This is a genomic window from Streptomyces solicavernae, from assembly GCF_029968095.1.
Lineage (GTDB): Bacteria > Actinomycetota > Actinomycetes > Streptomycetales > Streptomycetaceae > Streptomyces > Streptomyces solicavernae.
The window spans coordinates 51,240-68,944 of sequence record NZ_JASCIR010000026.1 but is presented as its reverse complement, the minus strand read 5'-3'; the positions used below and the strand labels follow the sequence as shown (position 1 = coordinate 68,944).

At 67.8% G+C, this 17,705-nt stretch carries 17 protein-coding genes; 4 read left to right on the top strand and 13 right to left on the bottom strand.

Annotated features, from left to right (window positions below; genetic code table 11):
• Positions 1-12 precede the first annotated feature (12 nt).
• The 10 genes from QIS99_RS24650 to QIS99_RS24605 all read right to left on the bottom strand — a co-directional run bounded on the left by QIS99_RS24650 (position 13) and on the right by QIS99_RS24605 (position 8,732).
• Positions 13-1,032, bottom strand: a complete 1,020-nt coding sequence (locus QIS99_RS24650; protein ID WP_349017322.1) for a glycine amidinotransferase — start codon at positions 1,030-1,032, stop codon at positions 13-15.
• A gap of 166 nt (positions 1,033-1,198) precedes the next feature.
• A complete protein-coding gene (locus QIS99_RS24645) occupies positions 1,199-2,095 on the bottom strand; it encodes a hypothetical protein (RefSeq protein ID WP_282515826.1) in 897 nt (298 codons plus the stop codon).
• Positions 2,096-2,145: 50 nt separating this feature from the next.
• Positions 2,146-2,862 (bottom strand): MOSC domain-containing protein, encoded by a 717-nt coding sequence (locus QIS99_RS24640; protein WP_282515825.1) that lies wholly within the window; start codon positions 2,860-2,862, stop codon positions 2,146-2,148.
• Between the two features lie 15 nt (positions 2,863-2,877).
• The gene (locus QIS99_RS24635) at positions 2,878-3,567 is read right to left on the bottom strand and encodes a hypothetical protein (RefSeq protein WP_282515824.1); all 690 of its coding nucleotides are present in this window, start codon (positions 3,565-3,567) and stop codon (positions 2,878-2,880) included.
• Positions 3,568-3,598: 31 nt separating this feature from the next.
• Positions 3,599-4,219, bottom strand: coding sequence for a LysE family translocator (locus QIS99_RS24630; RefSeq protein WP_282515823.1), 621 nt, complete (start codon positions 4,217-4,219; stop codon positions 3,599-3,601).
• The gene (locus QIS99_RS24625) at positions 4,216-4,749 is read right to left on the bottom strand and encodes a GNAT family N-acetyltransferase (RefSeq protein ID WP_282515822.1); all 534 of its coding nucleotides are present in this window, start codon (positions 4,747-4,749) and stop codon (positions 4,216-4,218) included. Before QIS99_RS24625 ends, QIS99_RS24630 begins: the two co-directional genes overlap by 4 nt.
• A gap of 11 nt (positions 4,750-4,760) precedes the next feature.
• Complete coding sequence (locus tag QIS99_RS24620) at positions 4,761-5,792, bottom strand: inosamine-phosphate amidinotransferase 1 (protein ID WP_282515821.1); 1,032 nt, start codon at positions 5,790-5,792, stop codon at positions 4,761-4,763.
• Positions 5,793-5,799: 7 nt separating this feature from the next.
• On the bottom strand, positions 5,800-6,612 hold the full coding sequence (locus QIS99_RS24615) for an SDR family NAD(P)-dependent oxidoreductase (protein ID WP_282515820.1): 813 nt from the start codon (positions 6,610-6,612) through the stop codon (positions 5,800-5,802).
• 4 nt (positions 6,613-6,616) lie between these two features.
• Positions 6,617-7,315, bottom strand: coding sequence for a guanitoxin biosynthesis heme-dependent pre-guanitoxin N-hydroxylase GntA (gene gntA / locus QIS99_RS24610; RefSeq protein ID WP_282515819.1), 699 nt, complete (start codon positions 7,313-7,315; stop codon positions 6,617-6,619).
• 289 nt (positions 7,316-7,604) lie between these two features.
• Entirely contained in the window at positions 7,605-8,732 is a 1,128-nt protein-coding gene (locus QIS99_RS24605) for an IS701 family transposase (RefSeq protein ID WP_282515818.1), read from the bottom strand.
• A gap of 891 nt (positions 8,733-9,623) precedes the next feature.
• On the opposite strand from QIS99_RS24605, the gene QIS99_RS24600 reads away from it, so the two are divergent.
• The 4 genes from QIS99_RS24600 to QIS99_RS24585 are packed head-to-tail and all read left to right on the top strand — an operon-like array spanning position 9,624 to position 14,076.
• The gene (locus QIS99_RS24600) at positions 9,624-10,268 is read left to right on the top strand and encodes a GNAT family N-acetyltransferase (protein WP_282515817.1); all 645 of its coding nucleotides are present in this window, start codon (positions 9,624-9,626) and stop codon (positions 10,266-10,268) included.
• Entirely contained in the window at positions 10,265-11,680 is a 1,416-nt protein-coding gene (gene argH / locus QIS99_RS24595; protein ID WP_282515816.1) for an argininosuccinate lyase, read from the top strand. The genes QIS99_RS24600 and argH overlap by 4 nt, the downstream gene beginning before the upstream one ends.
• A 2-nt stretch (positions 11,681-11,682) precedes the next feature.
• Complete coding sequence (locus tag QIS99_RS24590) at positions 11,683-12,876, top strand: argininosuccinate synthase (protein WP_282515815.1); 1,194 nt, start codon at positions 11,683-11,685, stop codon at positions 12,874-12,876.
• A 6-nt stretch (positions 12,877-12,882) separates the two neighbouring features.
• Positions 12,883-14,076: an MFS transporter gene (locus QIS99_RS24585; protein WP_349017321.1), complete on the top strand. Its 1,194-nt coding sequence runs from the start codon at positions 12,883-12,885 to the stop codon at positions 14,074-14,076.
• 375 nt (positions 14,077-14,451) lie between these two features.
• On the opposite strand, the gene QIS99_RS24580 is transcribed toward QIS99_RS24585, so the two are convergent.
• From QIS99_RS24580 to QIS99_RS24570, 3 genes are read right to left on the bottom strand one after another with little or no spacing between them, the layout of a single operon-like run.
• Complete coding sequence (locus tag QIS99_RS24580) at positions 14,452-15,312, bottom strand: TauD/TfdA dioxygenase family protein (RefSeq protein ID WP_282515814.1); 861 nt, start codon at positions 15,310-15,312, stop codon at positions 14,452-14,454.
• A 31-nt stretch (positions 15,313-15,343) separates the two neighbouring features.
• Positions 15,344-16,714: an asparagine synthase C-terminal domain-containing protein gene (locus QIS99_RS24575; RefSeq protein ID WP_282515813.1), complete on the bottom strand. Its 1,371-nt coding sequence runs from the start codon at positions 16,712-16,714 to the stop codon at positions 15,344-15,346.
• Complete coding sequence (locus QIS99_RS24570; protein WP_282515812.1) at positions 16,711-17,505, bottom strand: enoyl-CoA hydratase/isomerase family protein; 795 nt, start codon at positions 17,503-17,505, stop codon at positions 16,711-16,713. The genes QIS99_RS24575 and QIS99_RS24570 overlap by 4 nt, the downstream gene beginning before the upstream one ends.
• Positions 17,506-17,705 lie beyond the last annotated feature (200 nt).

Below are 17,705 nucleotides of genomic sequence, written 5' to 3'. Positions count from 1 at the left end.
GGTGATGAGGTGTCAGCGGATGCGCTCGCGCGTGAGGGAGGGGAAGTAGTCCTCGGGGCCGCCGTCCCTGCGGATGTCCCAGGTGGCGCAGTGCAGCGATCCGCCGTACTCGAATACGTTGCGGAAGGGCACGGGGAACACCTCGAAACCGAGGTCGTGGAGCAGGTCCTGGAGCGGCTTCTCCTGGGCCTCGCAGATGATCTTGGTAGGGGAAATGCTGAGCACGTTCATGGAGAGCCACTTCGAGGACTGGCAGTGCTTCGGCATGTCCGTATTGCTCAGCATCGGCTCCGGGGCGTCGACCAGCTGCCAGCCGTTCTCGGTGAACAGCGGGCGTTCGTCACTGTGGATGGGGCGGTCCGGATTGGTCAGGATGAGCCCGGGGCGGAGCGGAATGAAAGTGCAGTCGATGTGCGAAGGAAAGAAGTCCAGCGGGAAGTGGACCGGGTGTACCCGGAAGCCCTTCGGCTCCAGGGTCCGCTTGAGCCACCGGATGCCCGCCCGGTTAGTCGTCATCGACTCCTGCACCACGATGTCGCGTCCGAACCGGATCATGTCGGCGGCATCAAAGACGACTTCGGCCTGGGTGACACAGAACTCCGAGGCGTGCATCCGCTGGTGCCGCTCCTCGATCGCCCAGTCCCAGAAGTCCGCCCGATACATGGCGTCGGACATGGTCGGCTTGGGTGCGACGGTCCAGGACACTCTGGGGTCGGACTCCCAGTATTCGTAGACCAGCCGTCGGTACGGCTCGTTCTCGAAGTACCGGCCACGGCGTGACATCGTCGCTTCGACGATCTCGTTCCCCAGCGTGATCATGACGTCCCGCGGGCACACCGCGCAGTACTGGCTCTCCACCTCGAAATGCGGGGTACGCACCGGGAGGCTGAAGTCATAGGTGTCCGGGCGCCGTACCGTCACGCCCTGAGCAGTCAACAGCACGGCGAGACCGTCGAGTTCCTCGTTGGCCAGGGCCTTGACCTCGGCCGATTTCGGGCCAGTGGGGAAGGAGGCGGCGCTCCCGTCGCGCACTTGCGGCCGGTTACCGGGCTCGGTCGGCTCGAAAGCTGCGCCGTCGGCCGAACCGACAACGATTTCCTGAAGGGGGTCCCATTCGTTCCATGAATTGACTACGGGAAGTCCGTTGTCCGACATTACGCCCTCGCATTTCACAGGGTTGGCTGAGGCCCGCACGCGTTCAGTCCGAGAAGGCGAGCATCCGGAACGGGAATCCGTCCGTGACCAGGCTCCGCACCCGGTTCCGGTACACCGACACGGCCGGCCCGATCAGGTCGACGGCTTGGACTCCGGATGTCTCGCACAGGCCCTGGACCAGGCGGGGCATGCTCGCGGTGTCCAGCCACTGCCGAGTGATCATGTCCCGGTACGCCCACGGGGAGTTGTCCACCGGTTTTCCGTCGAGCGGGGAGATGACCGGCACATCGGCCTCCCGGAACGTGATGCCGTCCAGGAACTCGGCGAACTCCTCCTGGCCGGGAACCGCGTAAGGACAGTGCTCGGCACGCTCGGCGATATCCACCACGTCGAGCCCGAGCCGGGCGAGCAGTTCGGTGACCGGGCCGGGGTCGGGACTCTGCACGCTGATCGAGACCAGCCCTCCGCCGAGGTCCACCGCGAGCCAGGCAGAGCGCTCTCTGACGCGTACCACGCCGACCAAGTGGTGTGCCTCGTCGGCCGAGTTGGCGAGCACGGAGAGGGTGGATCCGCTGCGAGCGGACCGGTGGGCCGCGGCTTGGCGGGAGTTGATCTCTCGGATGAGCCGGAAGCACTCCTCTTCCGACACCACGCCGGCGGCGGACAGAGCCGGCAGACAGCCCGCGCTGAGTCCGCCGTACGCAGCCCAGCGCTCGCCCTCCCGTTCCATGCGTCGGAACACCGCCACGGCGAGGAGCGCTTCGTGTACGACGGGGGCGAGGCCCTGGCTGCCGTCCGCCGTTGCTGTCCGGGCCGGGTCGAAGCCGCAGATCTCGGCGGCGGCTTCGAGATGGCTGTCCGATATCTCCAGGACGGCGTCCAGCTCCGCTCGGCCGAGCGGCATCAGGCCGGGGAGCACCAGGGCTCGCTGAGACGTCACATGCGTTCCTTTCCGGTGTGCCCGCCGGTGGCGGCGGTGCGTGACTGGACTCAGTCGTTCAGCAGGACGAGCGGGTCGCCGGTGCGGATCGTCCCGGTCCTGACGACTCGGGCGTACACACCGAGACAGCTGTCGAACTCCCGCGCCAGCGTCTTGAGAACGGCCTTGGAGGCCGGTATGCCGTGCTGCGCGAGCGTGGTCATGACGCAGCGTTCGGTGGGCTCGGTCACCTCGAGGATCACCTGTTCCCCGATCTGGACCCGGTGGCCCACCCACTGCGTCTCCGGGCGCTGGGTGAGCTCACCGCCGAGCAGGAGGTTCGGCCGGAACCGCTCCGTTACCGCGTCCTGCGGCGTGGGCAGCAGCGCCGCGAGTGCCTGCAGAGTGGACTCGCTCAGCAGGTGCAAGGCCGCCACGTCGTGATGCGCGACGCCGGTGGGGGCTTCGCGCGCCATACGGACCGGGGCTCCGCCGCTTTCGGTGAGGAGCCGGTCCAGCTGCGTGCTGCCTGCCGTGAACCGCTCTCCTTCAGGGGTGCGTACCTCGACATGCCCCGCGCTGGTCTGCGCGGTCCAGTCGAGCAGACCGGTGAAGCGGCGGTAGTTCTTCCAGGTCTTTCCGCTGGCTACCCGGCCGTCGTCGAACGCCACTCCCCATTGGCGGTCGCCATCGATCCCGCGCTGGTCGACCTGCGCCTCGGGCACGGACTCGCCGCGCATCGACTTGACGGGGTAGCGAAACAGCCCGGTGACCTGCGCCTGAACCATGTTAACCACCGCCTCTCAGCCTGCTGCCGCTGCGGCGGGCTGCGGCTGCAGGGGCACCTCGGAGATCCGGATGCCGCTGCCGTGCTCGGCGAGCAGCCTTGCCACCGCGCTGCCGATGGCCTCGGTGTGCTCCGGGCCTTCGCCGGGGCAGCCAAGGGCGACCAGGAGCGCGCGGCGGCTGTCTTCCGTCAGCTGGCGGTCGGCCGCGTCGCAGTCCCGGCGGCCCAGCCAGGCGTACGGATGGAACCGTCCGTCCGGGTGTGCGGCTCCGTAGAGCAGATCGCCCTCGGGCACGGGCCGGGACTTCTTGGAGAAGGCCGGGACCATGCGCTCGGAGCCCTTGGCCCGGGTGACGAGGAAGTCGGCCTCGGCGTCCTCGTCGGGCAGTTGGTGCAGGCCGATGCCGCCGCCGTGGAACAGCGTGGCAGCGCTGACCACGTCGACGACGAGGCCGTGCGAGCGCAGTTCCCGAGTGGCGGCGAGCTCCCGCAGCCGGGCGCCAGCAGGGACGGTGTCGGGGTAGCCGAGCACCGCGAACAAGTCGGCGTAGCCGGGCGGCACGGGGGCGTACGCTTCCCTCGGTCCGGCCAGCTCCTCGACCGTCGGTCCCGTCCCGGAGAGCAGTGGCAGGTCCGAGGACAGTTGCCACACCCGGACGTGCCGCAGGCCCAGGGCAAGCACATCGGTCGATACGTTCAAGTGCATGAGTTTCCTTGCGGAGTGACGAGGTGTGCCGTCAGCGGAAGAGGACGAGGAGAGCGAGTCCGATGAGCACGGCACAGGACAGCCAGTTGAGCACCTGCCCGACCTTCGGCCGCCGGGCCAGGCGGGAGACGAGCGCCCCGCCGGTGACCCCCACCGTGACGTCGATCGGGAGCGCCGTCAGCGGAACGATCAGGCAGAAGGCGACGAGCCCGGCCATCGTGGGTGAGTCGAGGGTCGCCATCAGCTGGGGGACGAGGGCCAGGAAGAAGGTGACCGTCTTGGGGTTGGTGCCCTCGACGACGAAGCCCTGCGCGAAGCTCTTCCACCGTGACACCGGCGGCGGCCGCTCCCCTTCGGGCACGGTGAAAGTGCCGCCGCGAAGTCCGGAAATGCCCAGGTAGAGCAGGTAGGCGGCGCCCGCGTAGCGCATGAGGTCGAAAGCGGTCTCCGACGAGGCGATGATTTCCGAGACCCCGATCGCCGTCAGCACCGCCCACATCGCGCTGCCGCTCGCCAGGCCGAAGGCGGCACTGATGCCGGCGACCCGGCCGCCGGAGACGCTGCGGGACATGACGTAGAGGATGGACGGCCCCGGGCTCAGGTTGAGCAGGAACGCCGACAGCGTGAAGGAGGCGAGCAGCGACAGGCTCACAGTGCCCACTCCTTCGTTTCCGTCGCCCACCCGTCCGCTTGTGGCGAGGCCGTGACGCCCGCTCGCAGTTCGCGTACGAACAGCAGGGAGTTCCTGGCCGGGTCCAGTTGCTCCAGCCAGGCGGCCGGGGCTTCGGAGGCCGTGACGCGCCTGAAGCGGCGTTGCCAGAACCAGTTGTCGCGGCGGACCGTGGCCGTGTAGAGCGACCGCACGCCGCGCTCGGCCCAGCGTGCGGTCGCCTCGGCGAGCAGCGCGCTCCCGGTGCCGCGGCCGTGGTACTCCGGCAGGACGCAGAAGTTGTACAGCACCGCTGCTCCGGGAGCGCCCGCGAGCCTGCGCACGGCGAGGCATCCGATGAGCCGGTCGCCGTCCGACACCGTCAGGAAGTCCCCCAGCTGTTCCTCGAAGTCAGCGAGCGGACGGTGCCGCAGCAGACCGTTCGCGACGAACTCCTGTGAGAGGGAGAAGAGTTTGAAGCCGTCCTCGGGCCCGGCGGGGCGCACCTGCAACGGCGGTGACACGGCACTCATGAGCTGGACTCCTAGAGATAGCTGATGAGTTCGCCGGTGCGGCGGACGTCGAGCGAGCAGCAGTGCAGGCCGCCGCCGAAGGTGCGGCCGTGGCGGAAGCGGGCGGGAATCGGCTCGATGCCCGCCTGCTCCAACTGCCGCATCAGGGCGGTCTGGTTGTCCGGTACGAGGACCCGGTCCGGCCCCAGCGCGAGGATGTTCATGCCCACCCAGGTCGAGGCGCGCGGCCAGTCGAAGGCGTAGCCGTCGTCCTCGGGCTGACCGACCCAGATGGTCTGCCAGCTGCGCAGCGGCTCGGGGATGAGGTCAGGCGTCAGCCGCTCCGAATTGGCAAGCAGCAGACCGGGCCGCAGGACGTGCAGGGTGGTGCCCACGTGGTCGGTGCAGATCGACATCTCGTGCACCGTGAACTCCGGCCCGAGGGTGCGCCGCAGCCACTCGGCTGCCCGGCGGTTGCCGGTGTTGCTGACGTTGAAGAAGAGGTCGCGGCCCAGGCGGAGCAGGTTGGCTGCGTCGAACAGCGGCTCGAAGTCGGCCACCACCGATGCCCCGGGCTCGTATACGTAGGTCTCGTCCGGGAGTTGCGGTTTGGGAGCGGAGAGCCAGACGGCACCACTGTCGAAGTACTCGCTCAGCAGCGGGCGGAAGGGCAGCGTCTCGAAGTACCGCGCCCGCATCGCCATCGGGGCCTCGATGACCTTGTCTCCGACGACGAGCAGGCAGTCCCGCGGCATCAGCGCGTGCATGGCCACCGACTCCCAGTCGGGGCTCGCGTACGTGCGCGACGCCTGCGGGGGCTGCGGTCGACGGACGGTCACCCCGGCCGACTCGAGCACCTTCGTCAGGTCCGCGAAGTCCTCCTCCGTCTCCTCGACGACCTGCTGGAGCACGGCCGGGGCGATCTGCTCCTGGTCGGCGTCGGCCGGCGGTTCGAAGAAGTGCTGCAGGGAGACGTCCGCCGGAGGCGGGGTGAGTCCCTGTGCGGTGCCGAGGACGATCTCCTCGAGCGGGTCGAAGTCATTGGCGCTCCAGACGCTTGACATGGCCGGGTTACTCCTTGTTCGCGGTGGGGGTGGGGGACCGGAATCCCAGGCCGAACGGCTGGGAGGTGGGCATGACTTCGAGGAGGTTGATGTTCACCCTGCGGGGCCGGGACAAGCACCAGTCGACGGTCTCGGCGATGTCCTCCGGGGTCAGCGGGTCGTTGTCGGCGTACAGGGCGTCGGCCCGCTCCTGGTCACCGTCGAACCGGACCAGAGCGAATTCGGTACGTGCCATCCCCGGGGCGATGCAGCTGACCCGGATGCCGCTGGCCTCCAGGTCCGTGCGGAGGTTGAGGCTCAACTGGTGCGCGAACGCCTTGGTTCCGCCGTAGACATTGCCCCCCATGTACGGATAGACCGCGGCGATGGAACCGATGTTGACGATGTCGCCGCGCTTGGCGGCCAGGAACGAGGGCAGCACCGCGCGGACGCAGTGCAAGAGGCCCATGACGTTGGTGTCGACCATCTCGCGCCAGTGATCCAGCTCGGCGTCCTGCACGGGGCCGAACCCCTTGGAAAGGCCGGCGTTGTTGATCAGTGCGCCGACGTCGGCGAAGTCTGCCGGGAGCGCGCTGAAGGCGTCGGTCACCGCATCGCTGTCCCGGATGTCGAGGGGCAGCGAGTGCACCTTGTCCGTACCGAGTTCCTCGACCAAGCTGTCGAGGCGGTCCTTGCGCCGGGCCACGGCCACCACGGGGCGGCCCGCCGCGGCCATCCTGCGGACGATGGCTGCGCCGAAGCCGGAGGAAGCACCTGTGACGATGACCGATGTGGCCGCGGGCGCCGCGGCGGCGGACGGGCCGGTCCTGTGTGCGTCCATGTTGTCACTCCGCATTTGCGTGCCGCTTCGCTTCGGGGCTCGGCCGGAAAGGGCAGTTCCATTCGGGGGCGGTGGCGTGACCTGCGTACTGCCGCGCCTCGGAGTCCTCGCCGAACTCTGCGAGGTTGGGGTTGATTGACTGCTGCAGCCGTATTTCGCGCTTGCGGATGCGCTTCTGCAGCCCGCCGTAGACTCCGCTCGTCTTCAGTCTTCGGAACTGATGGTGCGAATTGAAGGCGATGGCCGGCTTGGAAAATCTCCGAGAAACCCGGGAGGCGTTGCTGTGCATCCCGACGAGGAAGAACGGATGCCCGGCCACACTGAACGCGAACTCTGTGGACAGGGGGTCGGCGGAAACGTCAGCGGCCCAACGGTGTCCCCGGGCCATGTCCAGCTCGTGGAGTGCGGTCAGTTGACGCCACAGAAGCGTGTTGAATTCCTGCTCGCTCAGCCCGTCGGGACCATCGAAGACCGCGATGAGCGTGGCGAAATCCTCTTCGGGACCCAGGTACTTGTCAGCGAACTCCGTGAGCTCTCCGTGCAGTTCCAGGGTTGCTTCCTCGCTGGCCAGGCGGGCGAGTTCGACGCTACGCAGCGTCTTTCTGCGTAAGGCCGCCTTGGCCGCGAGACAGGAGAAGGTGTCCCCTGACACCCATTCTTCGAGCTGTTCTGATATGCGCACCGGGTGCGGTATGTCATCCACTTCAGGTTCCTGCCCGTCGGTCCGATGGGTTCCGCCCGAGGTGCTCCCGCAAGAGCGCTACTGGTTAACAGTTGTTACTCCCGATCTGATGGAGCGGAAAGCCATCTCCGGTCATCACCGAAACACTCTCCCGCCACCCCGGGAGCAGGCAATATCCCGAGCATGACTCCGTCAGATGTTGAAACTTTGTCAAGTCGCGCCGTGTGCAGGGGGTTTATGCGGCATGCAGGGACAGTGCAGGAGCAGTAAATGGCAGGAAAATAAAGCGAAAAGAGGCCGAGGTGAGTCGTCACTCCGGCGATACGGGCTGATGCGCGCGCCGCAGCACCGTGAAGGCATGCGCAGCCGAGGCGAGGGTGATGTGCCGGTGCCACCCCTGGAAGGACCTGCCTTCGTAGTCCTTGAGTCCGACGCCCGCGCCTACTTCGGACAGGTCCGTGGCCACCTGGTCCGGCAGCTTGGTGAGATGCAGCAGGGTTCTGGCAGGGGTCGTGGGCGTGTCGACGACCCACAGGTTCCTGGGCGGCCTGTGCGGGTCGTTCCATTCTCCGAACAGCAGCGCACCGGGGTCGTCCCGGGCGCCAGGAAACGCCACCCGCACCGCTGCGACCAGGGAACTCCTGGGCAGCGCACCGGCCTGCGGAGGACTCCACTCAAGGGGCCGGCGCAGCCCGGTGACAGACTCCAGAATCCGCCCGGCATCCAGGGCGCCGGCCCCGAAGCCGGGCAGGCTCGGGTCCCCGACCAGGAATCGCGTCGTGGGCCCCACTCGTGCGACGACGGGAGCGCCCACCGCGCCGAAGGCTCGTACTGTGGCCGCTACTTCGGACAAGCAGTAGTCCACGACCACTGGGCTCCGGGTCGACATCCAGCCGAGGGCCGAGTGGGTCGCGGCGCTGACCGCACACCCGTCGACCGTCTCGGCTCTCACGCCTTCGGGGACCCGTGCCCGGCGCAGTTTGACGTGGTCGTGCGCCCAGGGCGTCGGCAGGAACAGCCGCCAGCCCACCGGTGCGCTCCAGTCCTGCGACGCATGCCACACACCGAACGCCTGCTGGCCGCGGAAGACGCGGGCGAGATGCGGGTCGTACGCCTCCGCGACCCCCACCGAGTGCTCGCCCGTCTTGGGGATGGGCATCGGCCGCACCACCCATGCGCGGGCCGGACCCGCCTGACTCAGCAGGGTGGCGAGCGTGCGGCGGACCGGCCTCCAGTCCCAGGTGGAGCTGCTGATGAAATGGTGCAGCCGTTGCTCGAGCGCCGGGTCTCCTAAGCTCGCGGCGATGTTGCGGACCGTCTTGCGCCCCTCCGCCATGAGAAGTCCGGCAAGGTACTGCCGGCCGCGCAGCCGCTGATCCCGTCGGGAGAACGAGGCGAACAGTGTCTCCGAGAGTGCGGCCAGACCGGGGTCGTTCACGAAACCGCCTGGTCCGAAACCACCCGGTCCTGTGGAAGTCATCAACGGCGATGGGTTGTCGCTGAGTAGAGGCACAGTCACGTTCTCCATCCACTTCCTCGGTCCCGGCCTGCCCCCGCGCAGAGCGGCACAGCCCGCCGCACTGACACGAGCGAGCTGCTCTGTATAAATGTGCTACCAGCGACAACTTCATGCCAGTGGTTTACGGAAGGACGGCTCGGCAGCCGGGGCGTTTCAGGCCCTCGATGAGTCCAATCTCCGCCCGCAGCCGCCGCACCGCGGGCATGCCCGTGCCGCTCAACCAGGCGGCGGCAGCCGTCCGGCCGAGGTGCTCGCCGTAGCACCGAGAGAGGCTCCCTGTTACATACATCACATCTCAGAATTTGAGATGGCGCGCAACGCGAGGGGGTCGCCGTCTGTCGCCGGGCGCGACAGGCGTTCCGCATAAGCCCGCCGCGCGACCGACGTCCACTGGAGGCGCGAAGAAGGCGCTAAGAGTGGTAACTGGGCCCGTAGCTCCGGTGGTTGGCCGCACAGAAGCAGGGATAGGGGTACGGGCGGGCAGTCGCCATCCGCGCGAGAACGCCGAGTGGAAGCTCTGCTTTGTGATCAGTACCACACAGGGTTCACGAGGTCGGGGGTGTATGACAGGATCCGAAACGGAAGGCACCGCGTCTCATTTTGTGAGATTTAGCTTGCGTGACAAGGCCTGGGGACGCACGTGCTGTGCGGTTCGCCAAACCCCTTCCAGTTCTTCTACGTCATCAACATTCACGTCTTCCTGACCGACCGGCACCCCGTACGGAGGGTGCGAGCGGGTCTGCCTCTGCCCGTGTCGTCGGCTTCGCATTCGTGTTGCTCGTCTTTAACTATGCATAAAGGAACGGTGGTATGTCCGTGCCAGTTCAGTACGGGTCGTCGCTGCCAAGGAACTCATCGGCGGCCTCCGCTCCTCAGGGGCCCCCGGCAGCGCCGGAGTCGCCGCCGAACCACTTCGAGTTACAGCGGCGACCGCTGACCGCTGAGGAAGCGGACCAGATCACGCGCAGTATCAGGGACTCGCCGAACATCACGGGTTACAGCCCGCGGGAGTGGTGCGGCCGCAGGGACACCTTCGTCCTGGTGGACCGGTCCCGCAGACGGATTGCGGGTGCGCTGTTGACGCACCATCTCGCCGGGACCTGGAGTGAGATCGCCGTTGTCTTCCTGTTCGAGGAGTACCGCGGGCGCGGGCTCGGTCGCGAACTGCTGCAGGGGGCGCTGCGCACCCTGACCGCGACGGGGCGCCGTTACCTGCTCTTCTTCTCCTCTCCGCACATGGAACGCATCGCGTCCGCCTCCGGCTTCCGGATCTATGCGGACGAGGCCGCGTTCGTCGCGGGGTCCGCGCGGCGCAAGCTCTTCCTGAAGGTCATCTATAAGGCCCAGTGGCTCGCGAGCGTGTACCGGTTGCGCGAGATCCGCAGAAAACGGGCTGAGTTCTCCAGTGCGTTCGACTTCAAGGTCGGCGTGCTGACGACGGGGGGTGCGAAATGAGCGGAGCCGGGACGGCACCGGACTCAGAGGTCTGGGAAGGCTGGCTCACAGGAGGCGACGCCTTCTTGGCGGAGATCAACTCGTCGGTCGGTTTCGACTACCGACTGGCACTGCAGGACATCGAAGGATCGCTCGCGCACGCCCGGATGCTCGGGGAGAACGGAGTGATCACACCTGCCGAAGCGGAGCAGCTCGCCGACGGTCTGCTGCGTATCCGGGAGGAGGTCAACTCCGGCCAGTTCTCGTTCGATCCGGGCCTCGAAGACGTGCACATGAACATCGAGGCCAGGCTGCGGGAGCTCTGCGGCCCGCTGGCGGGCAGGTTGCACACTGGCCGCTCCCGCAATGACCAGGTCGCGGTCGACGCCCGGATGTGGGTGCGTTCGGCGATCGACCGGCTGGACGCTCTGCTCGCGGAAACCGTCGCCGTCCTGGCCGAGCGGGCGCAGGCCCACCACGCGGACGTCATGCCGGGATTCACCCACCTCCAGTGCGCGCAGCCGGTGACCATCGGTCACCACCTCCTTGCCTACGGCGAGATGTTCATGCGCGACCGGGATCGGCTCCATGCAGCCCGGCGGCGACTGGACGAATCGCCGCTCGGCGCTGCCGCGTTGGCGGGGACGGGCTATCCGATCGACCCGCACGACACCGCCCGGCGGCTCGCATTCGGCGGGGTGATGCGCAATTCGCTGGACGCCGTGTCGGACCGCGACTTCATCCTCGACTACCTGAGTGCGGGCGCCACGCTCGCCGTGCACATCTCGCGCCTCGGCGAGGAGTTGGTCCTGTGGAGCACCGCGCAGTTCGCCTTCATCAGCCTGCCGGAGGACCTCTGCGCCGGGTCGTCCATCATGCCGCAGAAGCGGAACCCAGACATTCCCGAGCTCATGCGGGCGAAGTCCGGTCGGGTCTTCGGCTCCCTGATGTCCCTGCTCACGGTCATGAAGGGGCTTCCCCTCGCGTACAGCCGCGACATGCAGGAGGACAAGGAAGCCCTCTTCGATGCGGCCGACACGCTTGATGTGAGCGTCCGGGCCACAACCGCCATGCTGCGCGGGATCACCTTCCACCCGCAGAAGACCAGGAGCGACGCGGCGCTCGGCAACACCGTCGCCACCGACGTGGCGGACTGGCTGGTGACCGAGCGAGGGCTGCCGTTCCGAGAGGCCCACAGCGTAGTCGGCGGTCTCGTGAAGTGGCTGGCGGCCCTGGGCAAGGAGCTGAAGGACTCCAGCCCCGCCGAGCTGGCGGAGTTCGACCAGCAGCTCGCCGACCTGCCCCCCAGGGTGCTCACCGTCGAGAACGCGGTGGTGCGCCGCAGATCGCCCGGTGGCACCGCTCCGTCCCTCGTGCGCGAAGCAGCCGCGGAACTGCTGCGCCGCAACACCGCCTTCCAGATGAGGAGTTGACCGTGGCCAAGCGCGCCGTGCTGGCTTATTCGGGTGGTGTGGACACCACCGCCTGCATTCCCTACCTGCGTCACGAGCTGGGGGTCGAGTTCATCGTCGCCATGGCCGCCGACCTGGGTCAGGGCGACGAACTGGAACCCATACGGGAAAAGGCGCTGCAGGCCGGCGCCGATGTCTCCCTGGTCGTGGATGCGAAGGAGCGGTTCGTCCGGGAGTTCGGCCTCCCGGCCGTCCAGGCGAACGCCCTGTACGACGGCCACTATCCGCTCACGTCCGCACTCGGCCGCCCCCTCATCGGCGAGCTCCTGGTCGAGACCGCCCACGCGTACGACTGTGACGCGGTGGCCCACGGCTGCACCGGCAAGGGCAACGACCAGGTCCGCCTCGATCTGACCGTGGGCCTGCTCGACTCCTCCCTGGAGATCGTCGCCCCGGCCCGGATCTGGGATTTCAGCCGCGCCGAGACCATCGCGTACTCGGAGAAGTACGGCATCGTCCCCCATGTCTCCAAGGAGAAGCCCTGGGCGATCGACCTCAACGTCCTGGGGCGCAACGTTGAGGCGGGACTGATCGAGGACCTGGGCTGGGAGCCGACCGAGGAGGTCTGGGACCTCACCACGGCGCCACAGGACGCCCCGGAGTCGCCCGCCTACGTGACCATCGGCTTCGAGCGCGGGCTTCCCGCCACCCTGGACGGAAAGCCGCTGGCCCCCCTCGACCTGCTGCGCCAACTCAACGCACGCGGCGGGCAGCACGGGGTCGGACGGATCGACATGCTGGAGAACCGCGTGGTCGGCGTCAAATCACGGGAACTGTACGAGGCTCCCGCCATGACGCTGCTGATCCGGGCCCACCAGGAGCTGGAGAACCTCACCCTTCCCGCCGACGTCCTCAACCAGAAGCGGCCGCTGGAAGCGGTCTACGGCAAAGCGGTCTACGACGGCCTGTGGCACGGCCTGCTGCGCAAGGCGCTCGAGGCATTCGTGCACGAGACACAGCGGTACGTGACCGGGGAGATCACCCTCAAGCTCTACAAGGGCGGCGTCAGCGTCGTGGCACGCAGCGCCGAGCGGTCGCTGTACCGGCACGAACTCGTCACCTACGGGAACGACTGCACATTCGACCAGTCCAGCGCGGAGGGGTTCATCGACATCTTCGGACTGCCCAGCCGGGTCTGGAACACGGTGAACGGCTGACGACGGGTGCCGAACCAATTGGAATCCCTCCCGGTTACTACCCGCCGGCGGCGTCCCGGCCCCGTACGGACAGCGGTGGGTCCCGTCGCGGTCATCGGTGTGTTCGGCGTAACCATGGGCATCACCTATCCGTTGCTGTCCCGCATGCTCGAGCAGGCTGGACACTCCGGGACCTTGATCGGGTTCAACGGAGCCATGACCCCGCTGGGCATGATCCTGACTGCCGCGCTCATCCCGGCTCTGGTGCGCCGCTTCGGCGCCTGGCTCGTGATGCTCGGGGCCACCGTCGGATCGGCGGGCGTCCTGGCCCTGTTCGCCATGACCGACGTTGTCGCGCTGTGGTTCCTGTTCCGCTTCGTCCTCGGCAGCTTCGCGGTGGCCATGTTCATCCTGAGCGAGACCTGGATCAGCGAGAACGCCGACGGGGAACACCGCGGACGGCTCCTCACCGCGTACACCTCCGTCCTCGCCCTGGGCTTCTGCGTCGGGCCGTTGGTACTGAGCGTCTCGGGCTCCGAGGCGCTCACCCTCGCCATCGCCGTGGCATGTCCCTTGGTCGCTGTCATCCCGCTGTGCACCGAACGGTCGCAGATCCCCGCGATGTGGGCCTCCGGCCGGGTGCCGGTCGGCGCGCTGGCCCGGCAGCTGTCCGTCCTGATGGTGGCGGTGCTCGCGGTGTCGGTCTTCGACGCGGTGACGTTGCAGTTCCTGCCCCTCTACTGGGACCAGGCCGGGCTGGCCGAAGGGCAGGGAGAACTGGCCCTGACCACCTTGCTCATCGGCCAGATGACCCTCCAGTTCCCCCTGGGCTGGCTCGCCGACCGCATCGGCGGCCGCTCGGCACTGCTTCTGTCACTGGTCGTGGGCACCGCAGGTGCCCTTCTCCTGCCCGTGGGCACCGGCCTCGGCGGGTGGCTGTGGCCCCTGATCGCGGTGTGGGGCGGTGTGGCCTTCGCCGGTTACCCGCTCGTCCTGAACATTCTCGGCGCAGGTCTGGAGGGCGAGAGCCTGCTGCTTGGCAACACGGCATTCGCCGTCGTCTGGGGGATCGGCGGAGTGGTCGGCCCGCCTTACACCGGTGCGGCGATGGACCTTTGGGGGGCCAACGGCATGCCCTGGTCGCTCGCCGCGCTCTGGGTCCTCGCCCTGATCGTGACGGCCACGACGCTGGCGCTCCGGCGCAAGCCCCTCAGGTCTTGACGCCCGTTCGGCTCCTGTCCGGGCAGGCGCCGACTGACCCCACCAGCCAGCGGCGTCGAAGAACATGGCGTAGTGCCGGTGCCATAGCTGAACGAGGCTCCCGAGCCGGCATAGTGAGGCGCCTGTTGTCTCACTCGCCGCTCGGGAGCCTCGCCCGTTCCGTCTCCCGCCCAGGCAGGTCACCCCATCGGTGACCGCGCCAGGCAGGTCATCTCATCGGTGACCGCGCTGGGAACGCTGACCGATCCTGCATCCCGACGACCCGCACGCGGTCACCGTCCACCTTCTGCCGGTGGACGGTGACCGCGATGAGGTGCCGCTACGCGACCCAGCCGGACGGCGTCGTACGTGCCCGTCCGGCTCGCGTGCCGCCGCTTACGAGTCGCTCCGCTTGGCGATGGCGCCGGGCGCGCCTTCCACAGCCTCCAACGTCACCTGACCGCGGAGCAGCTTGCGGCTCGTCCGGTCGGCGAGGCCGCGCCTGCCGTGCAGCGTACGCTGGTTGTCGATGACCACCAGGTCGCCCTCGGTCCAGCGGTGTTCATGCAGGTAGCGCTCCGACAAGAGGTGCGCACGCAGGTCGGCGAAGAAGCGCTCCGACTCCTCCGCGGTGACGTCCGGCACTCGGACCTCCCAGCTGGCCAGTGCCTCGTCGGCCTGGAAGGGAAGGGCGAGGTTGAGCGAGGTCACGCGGCCGTAGTCACGGAACGTGGGAATGCGGTACCAGCCCTCGGGGACGCTCGTGAAATAGCCGCGCTCGGTCGCAAGGTATTCCAGATAGCCGCGGTCGAGCACCGCACGCAGGTCGTCGGGAAGTTCCTGCCATGCAGTTATCTGGTCGCACACCAGGGTCGCGCCGTCGGCGTCCAACTCGCGTGCCTCGGCGGCGAAGAGGACGATCAGGTCGACCTGCGTGCCGAGAAGGACCCCGTCGGTGTGCAGAGGGAGCCCACCGCGACCGGTGATGACCTTTCCCTCTTCGCGCGTCCCGTCCAGGTGCAATATGTCCGTGAAGCCGTAACCGATGCTTTCGTCATCGTCGTCGTAGGACACCTTGTCGCCGAGGCCGGAGACGAACTCACGAAACGCGTCCTCGGTGAACTTCTGGTCCTTGACCACCGCGACGCCGGATTCCAGGGCGAGGTCACGCACCGTCCTGGGTTCGGCCTGAGTGCCTTCGTTCCACAGGGCTCCGAAGCCGGAGGGGGTGAGCGACGCAAAACCGGACTGGGTCATCGTGTATCACCTTTCACTTGACAGTGTGCTGCTAGGAAGTGCGGGCCACTTGGGCGACCGCACGGTCGTAGGCCTCACGGCCTGTCAGGGAAGCCAGGGGGTTCTGGGATGCGAGGGCGATCTGCGACGCCAGGAGGGCGCGATATACGAGCCGCGTGCCGCCTGATACGCCGGTGTGCGTGTCGACGAGCCGGACGAGGTTGTCCCCGAGCCCGTTGCCGTGATGGATCGCCGTCTTCGGGCGCCAGGCCACGCTCTCCGGCAGCACGTCCCGTGCCGCGATCCGCAGATGCCCCTTCTCCCTGCCGCGGAACGTCTTCACCGCCGGGTCGGTCGCCAGCGCCACGTCCAGCACACCGACGTGCCAGTACGGGTGAGTGAGCCGGTAGCCGGCCGCGTCGCCGAGCGCCGAGGTGAACTCCGAGGAGTACCGGGTGCGGTGCACCGCCTCCCTGACCTTGGCGCCGATGTCGCCGTCGATCTCGTCCGTGGTGGCCATCCCCGAGTTCAGCAGATCCGAACCGTAGCCGGTGAGCAGCAGCCGTTCCGCCGCATGGCGGCCTTGGCAGAACGCTGTCAGGGCGACGCCGATCGCGATCGTCTGCGGCTCGTCATGGCCGAACGCACGCACCGTGGCGGGAAGTGCCGCGACGACGTCGTCCGCCCCGAGCGCGGTCACGCGCAGGTCAAGGCCTACCGCCTGGGCCGCCTCGGCCGCGTGATCGAACTCGTTGCCCCACTCGGTGCCGATGGTGTAGGCCGTTGCCGATGCGCCGGATTCCGCGACCAGTGCCGCCACGAGCCCGGAGTCGACTCCGCCGGACACCAGTACGCCGACCTCGGTCTCAGTGGCCAGGGCGGCTGCGATGGCGGCGCGCAAGGCGTCAACTTGCGCCCGGCCTGCGGGCAGTGCCTCACGGAACCTGATCGATGTCTCCGCCGGGTCGGTTTGCCGGGTCCGCTTGGACAGCCACGCCCCGGACTCCCGGCGGATGTCCAGTTCGATGAGGTGCTCAAGGCGTTCGACGCCGAAGACGGCGGACTGGGAACCGAGTTGAACTCCGATCTCGTCCCGCAGCGCTGCGGGTGTCCCGGTCAGCGCTGCGAAAGCCGCAGCAGTCGTCGGCAGGTCGGTGCCGACGATGAACCTGCCGGTTGCCGCCTCCGCTGCGAAATACACCGGGGTCGTGTTGTACCCCGAGGTGGTGACCCGGACCCGGTCCTCCGCGACATGGATGGCCGTCCCGGCCGCTTCGACGGCGAAGGTGCACCCGTCGCTCTCGGGCGCGGGCGCGCGCCCGGACGTGTACACCCGCACGTCACCCCATTCGGCGGGTGACAGCGCCTCGTCGAAGCCCGGTATCGGCCAGTTCGACACCACGACCCACGGCGTGCCGGTCATCGCCCGGCTCCAGCCACCGCGTTCGCACCGATGACACGGCTCATCTTGCGCTGCGCATCCCCGGCGGCGAACGCTGCCCGATGGGCAAGCTTCCCGGCCACCCTGGTCCGCTCAAGCCCTTCGATGTAGTTCGCGTTCAGGTACGGCTTGGTCTTACGGAAACCCGCTGCGCTGAACCCGGCGGCCTGACTGGCCCGGCGCAGTGCGGCCTCCCGCAGGGCCTCCGCCGGCACGACCTCGTGCAGGAGGTTGTCCCGTTCCGACTGCGCCGCATCCCATTCGGCGCAGGACATCAGCATCTTCTGCGTCACGGCCCGGCCGACCACGGTTTCGAGCATGAACCCGCCGAAGGTACACGCAATACCGAGCTCGAACTCGGGCATCTTGAGCAGACATCGACTGCTGCCCACTCGGTAATCTGCCGTGAGTGCTATCTGGAGGCCGATACCGATGGCATAGCCGTCGATCGCCGCGGTCAGTGGCCGGTCCATCTGGAGCGACGCGATGTAAAGGTCGGTGACCTGGTCGATCCAGGCATCGACCTCATCGCCACCGGTGAATTTCGCCGTTTCGTGGAAGCTGCCACCGACACCGAACGACCGGCCCACCCCGCTGAACAGGACCACGGAGCGGACCTGGTCGTCCCGCCCGAACTCCGTGAGCAGCCGGGTGAGTCCTGCCATCCGCGGCATCGACCATGGGTTGTGCCGATGGGTGTCGTTGAATTCGACAAGGGCGACGCCGTCCTGCACAGCCACACCGAAGTCGAATTCCTCATAGCGATCGGTCATGAAACATTCCTCCAGATATCTTCTCGAACGCCGCTTTGGATCACGGCAGCCGGAACGAAGAGCAGGGACAGGCGAACATCACGTAAAAGCGAATCCCTCGGCCGCTTGCCGTCCGGGCCCTGCGCAGCGCCCTGACGGTGTCTCACCTTCGGGAAGCCTGCGAACTGGCCCGGGCACGGCGGGGCCGAACGACGGGATGA

Coding starts and splice junctions, on each gene's coding strand:
- argH (WP_282515816.1), top strand. CDS start 10,265: ATGAGCGGAGCCGGGACGGCACCGGACTCAGAGGTCTGGGAAGGCTGG.
- QIS99_RS24570 (WP_282515812.1), bottom strand. CDS start 17,505: ATGACCGATCGCTATGAGGAATTCGACTTCGGTGTGGCTGTGCAGGAC.
- QIS99_RS24635 (WP_282515824.1), bottom strand. CDS start 3,567: ATGCACTTGAACGTATCGACCGATGTGCTTGCCCTGGGCCTGCGGCAC.
- QIS99_RS24615 (WP_282515820.1), bottom strand. CDS start 6,612: ATGGACGCACACAGGACCGGCCCGTCCGCCGCCGCGGCGCCCGCGGCC.
- QIS99_RS24620 (WP_282515821.1), bottom strand. CDS start 5,792: ATGTCAAGCGTCTGGAGCGCCAATGACTTCGACCCGCTCGAGGAGATC.
- QIS99_RS24600 (WP_282515817.1), top strand. CDS start 9,624: ATGTCCGTGCCAGTTCAGTACGGGTCGTCGCTGCCAAGGAACTCATCG.
- QIS99_RS24640 (WP_282515825.1), bottom strand. CDS start 2,862: ATGGTTCAGGCGCAGGTCACCGGGCTGTTTCGCTACCCCGTCAAGTCG.
- QIS99_RS24625 (WP_282515822.1), bottom strand. CDS start 4,749: ATGAGTGCCGTGTCACCGCCGTTGCAGGTGCGCCCCGCCGGGCCCGAG.
- QIS99_RS24575 (WP_282515813.1), bottom strand. CDS start 16,714: ATGACCGGCACGCCGTGGGTCGTGGTGTCGAACTGGCCGATACCGGGC.
- QIS99_RS24580 (WP_282515814.1), bottom strand. CDS start 15,312: ATGACCCAGTCCGGTTTTGCGTCGCTCACCCCCTCCGGCTTCGGAGCC.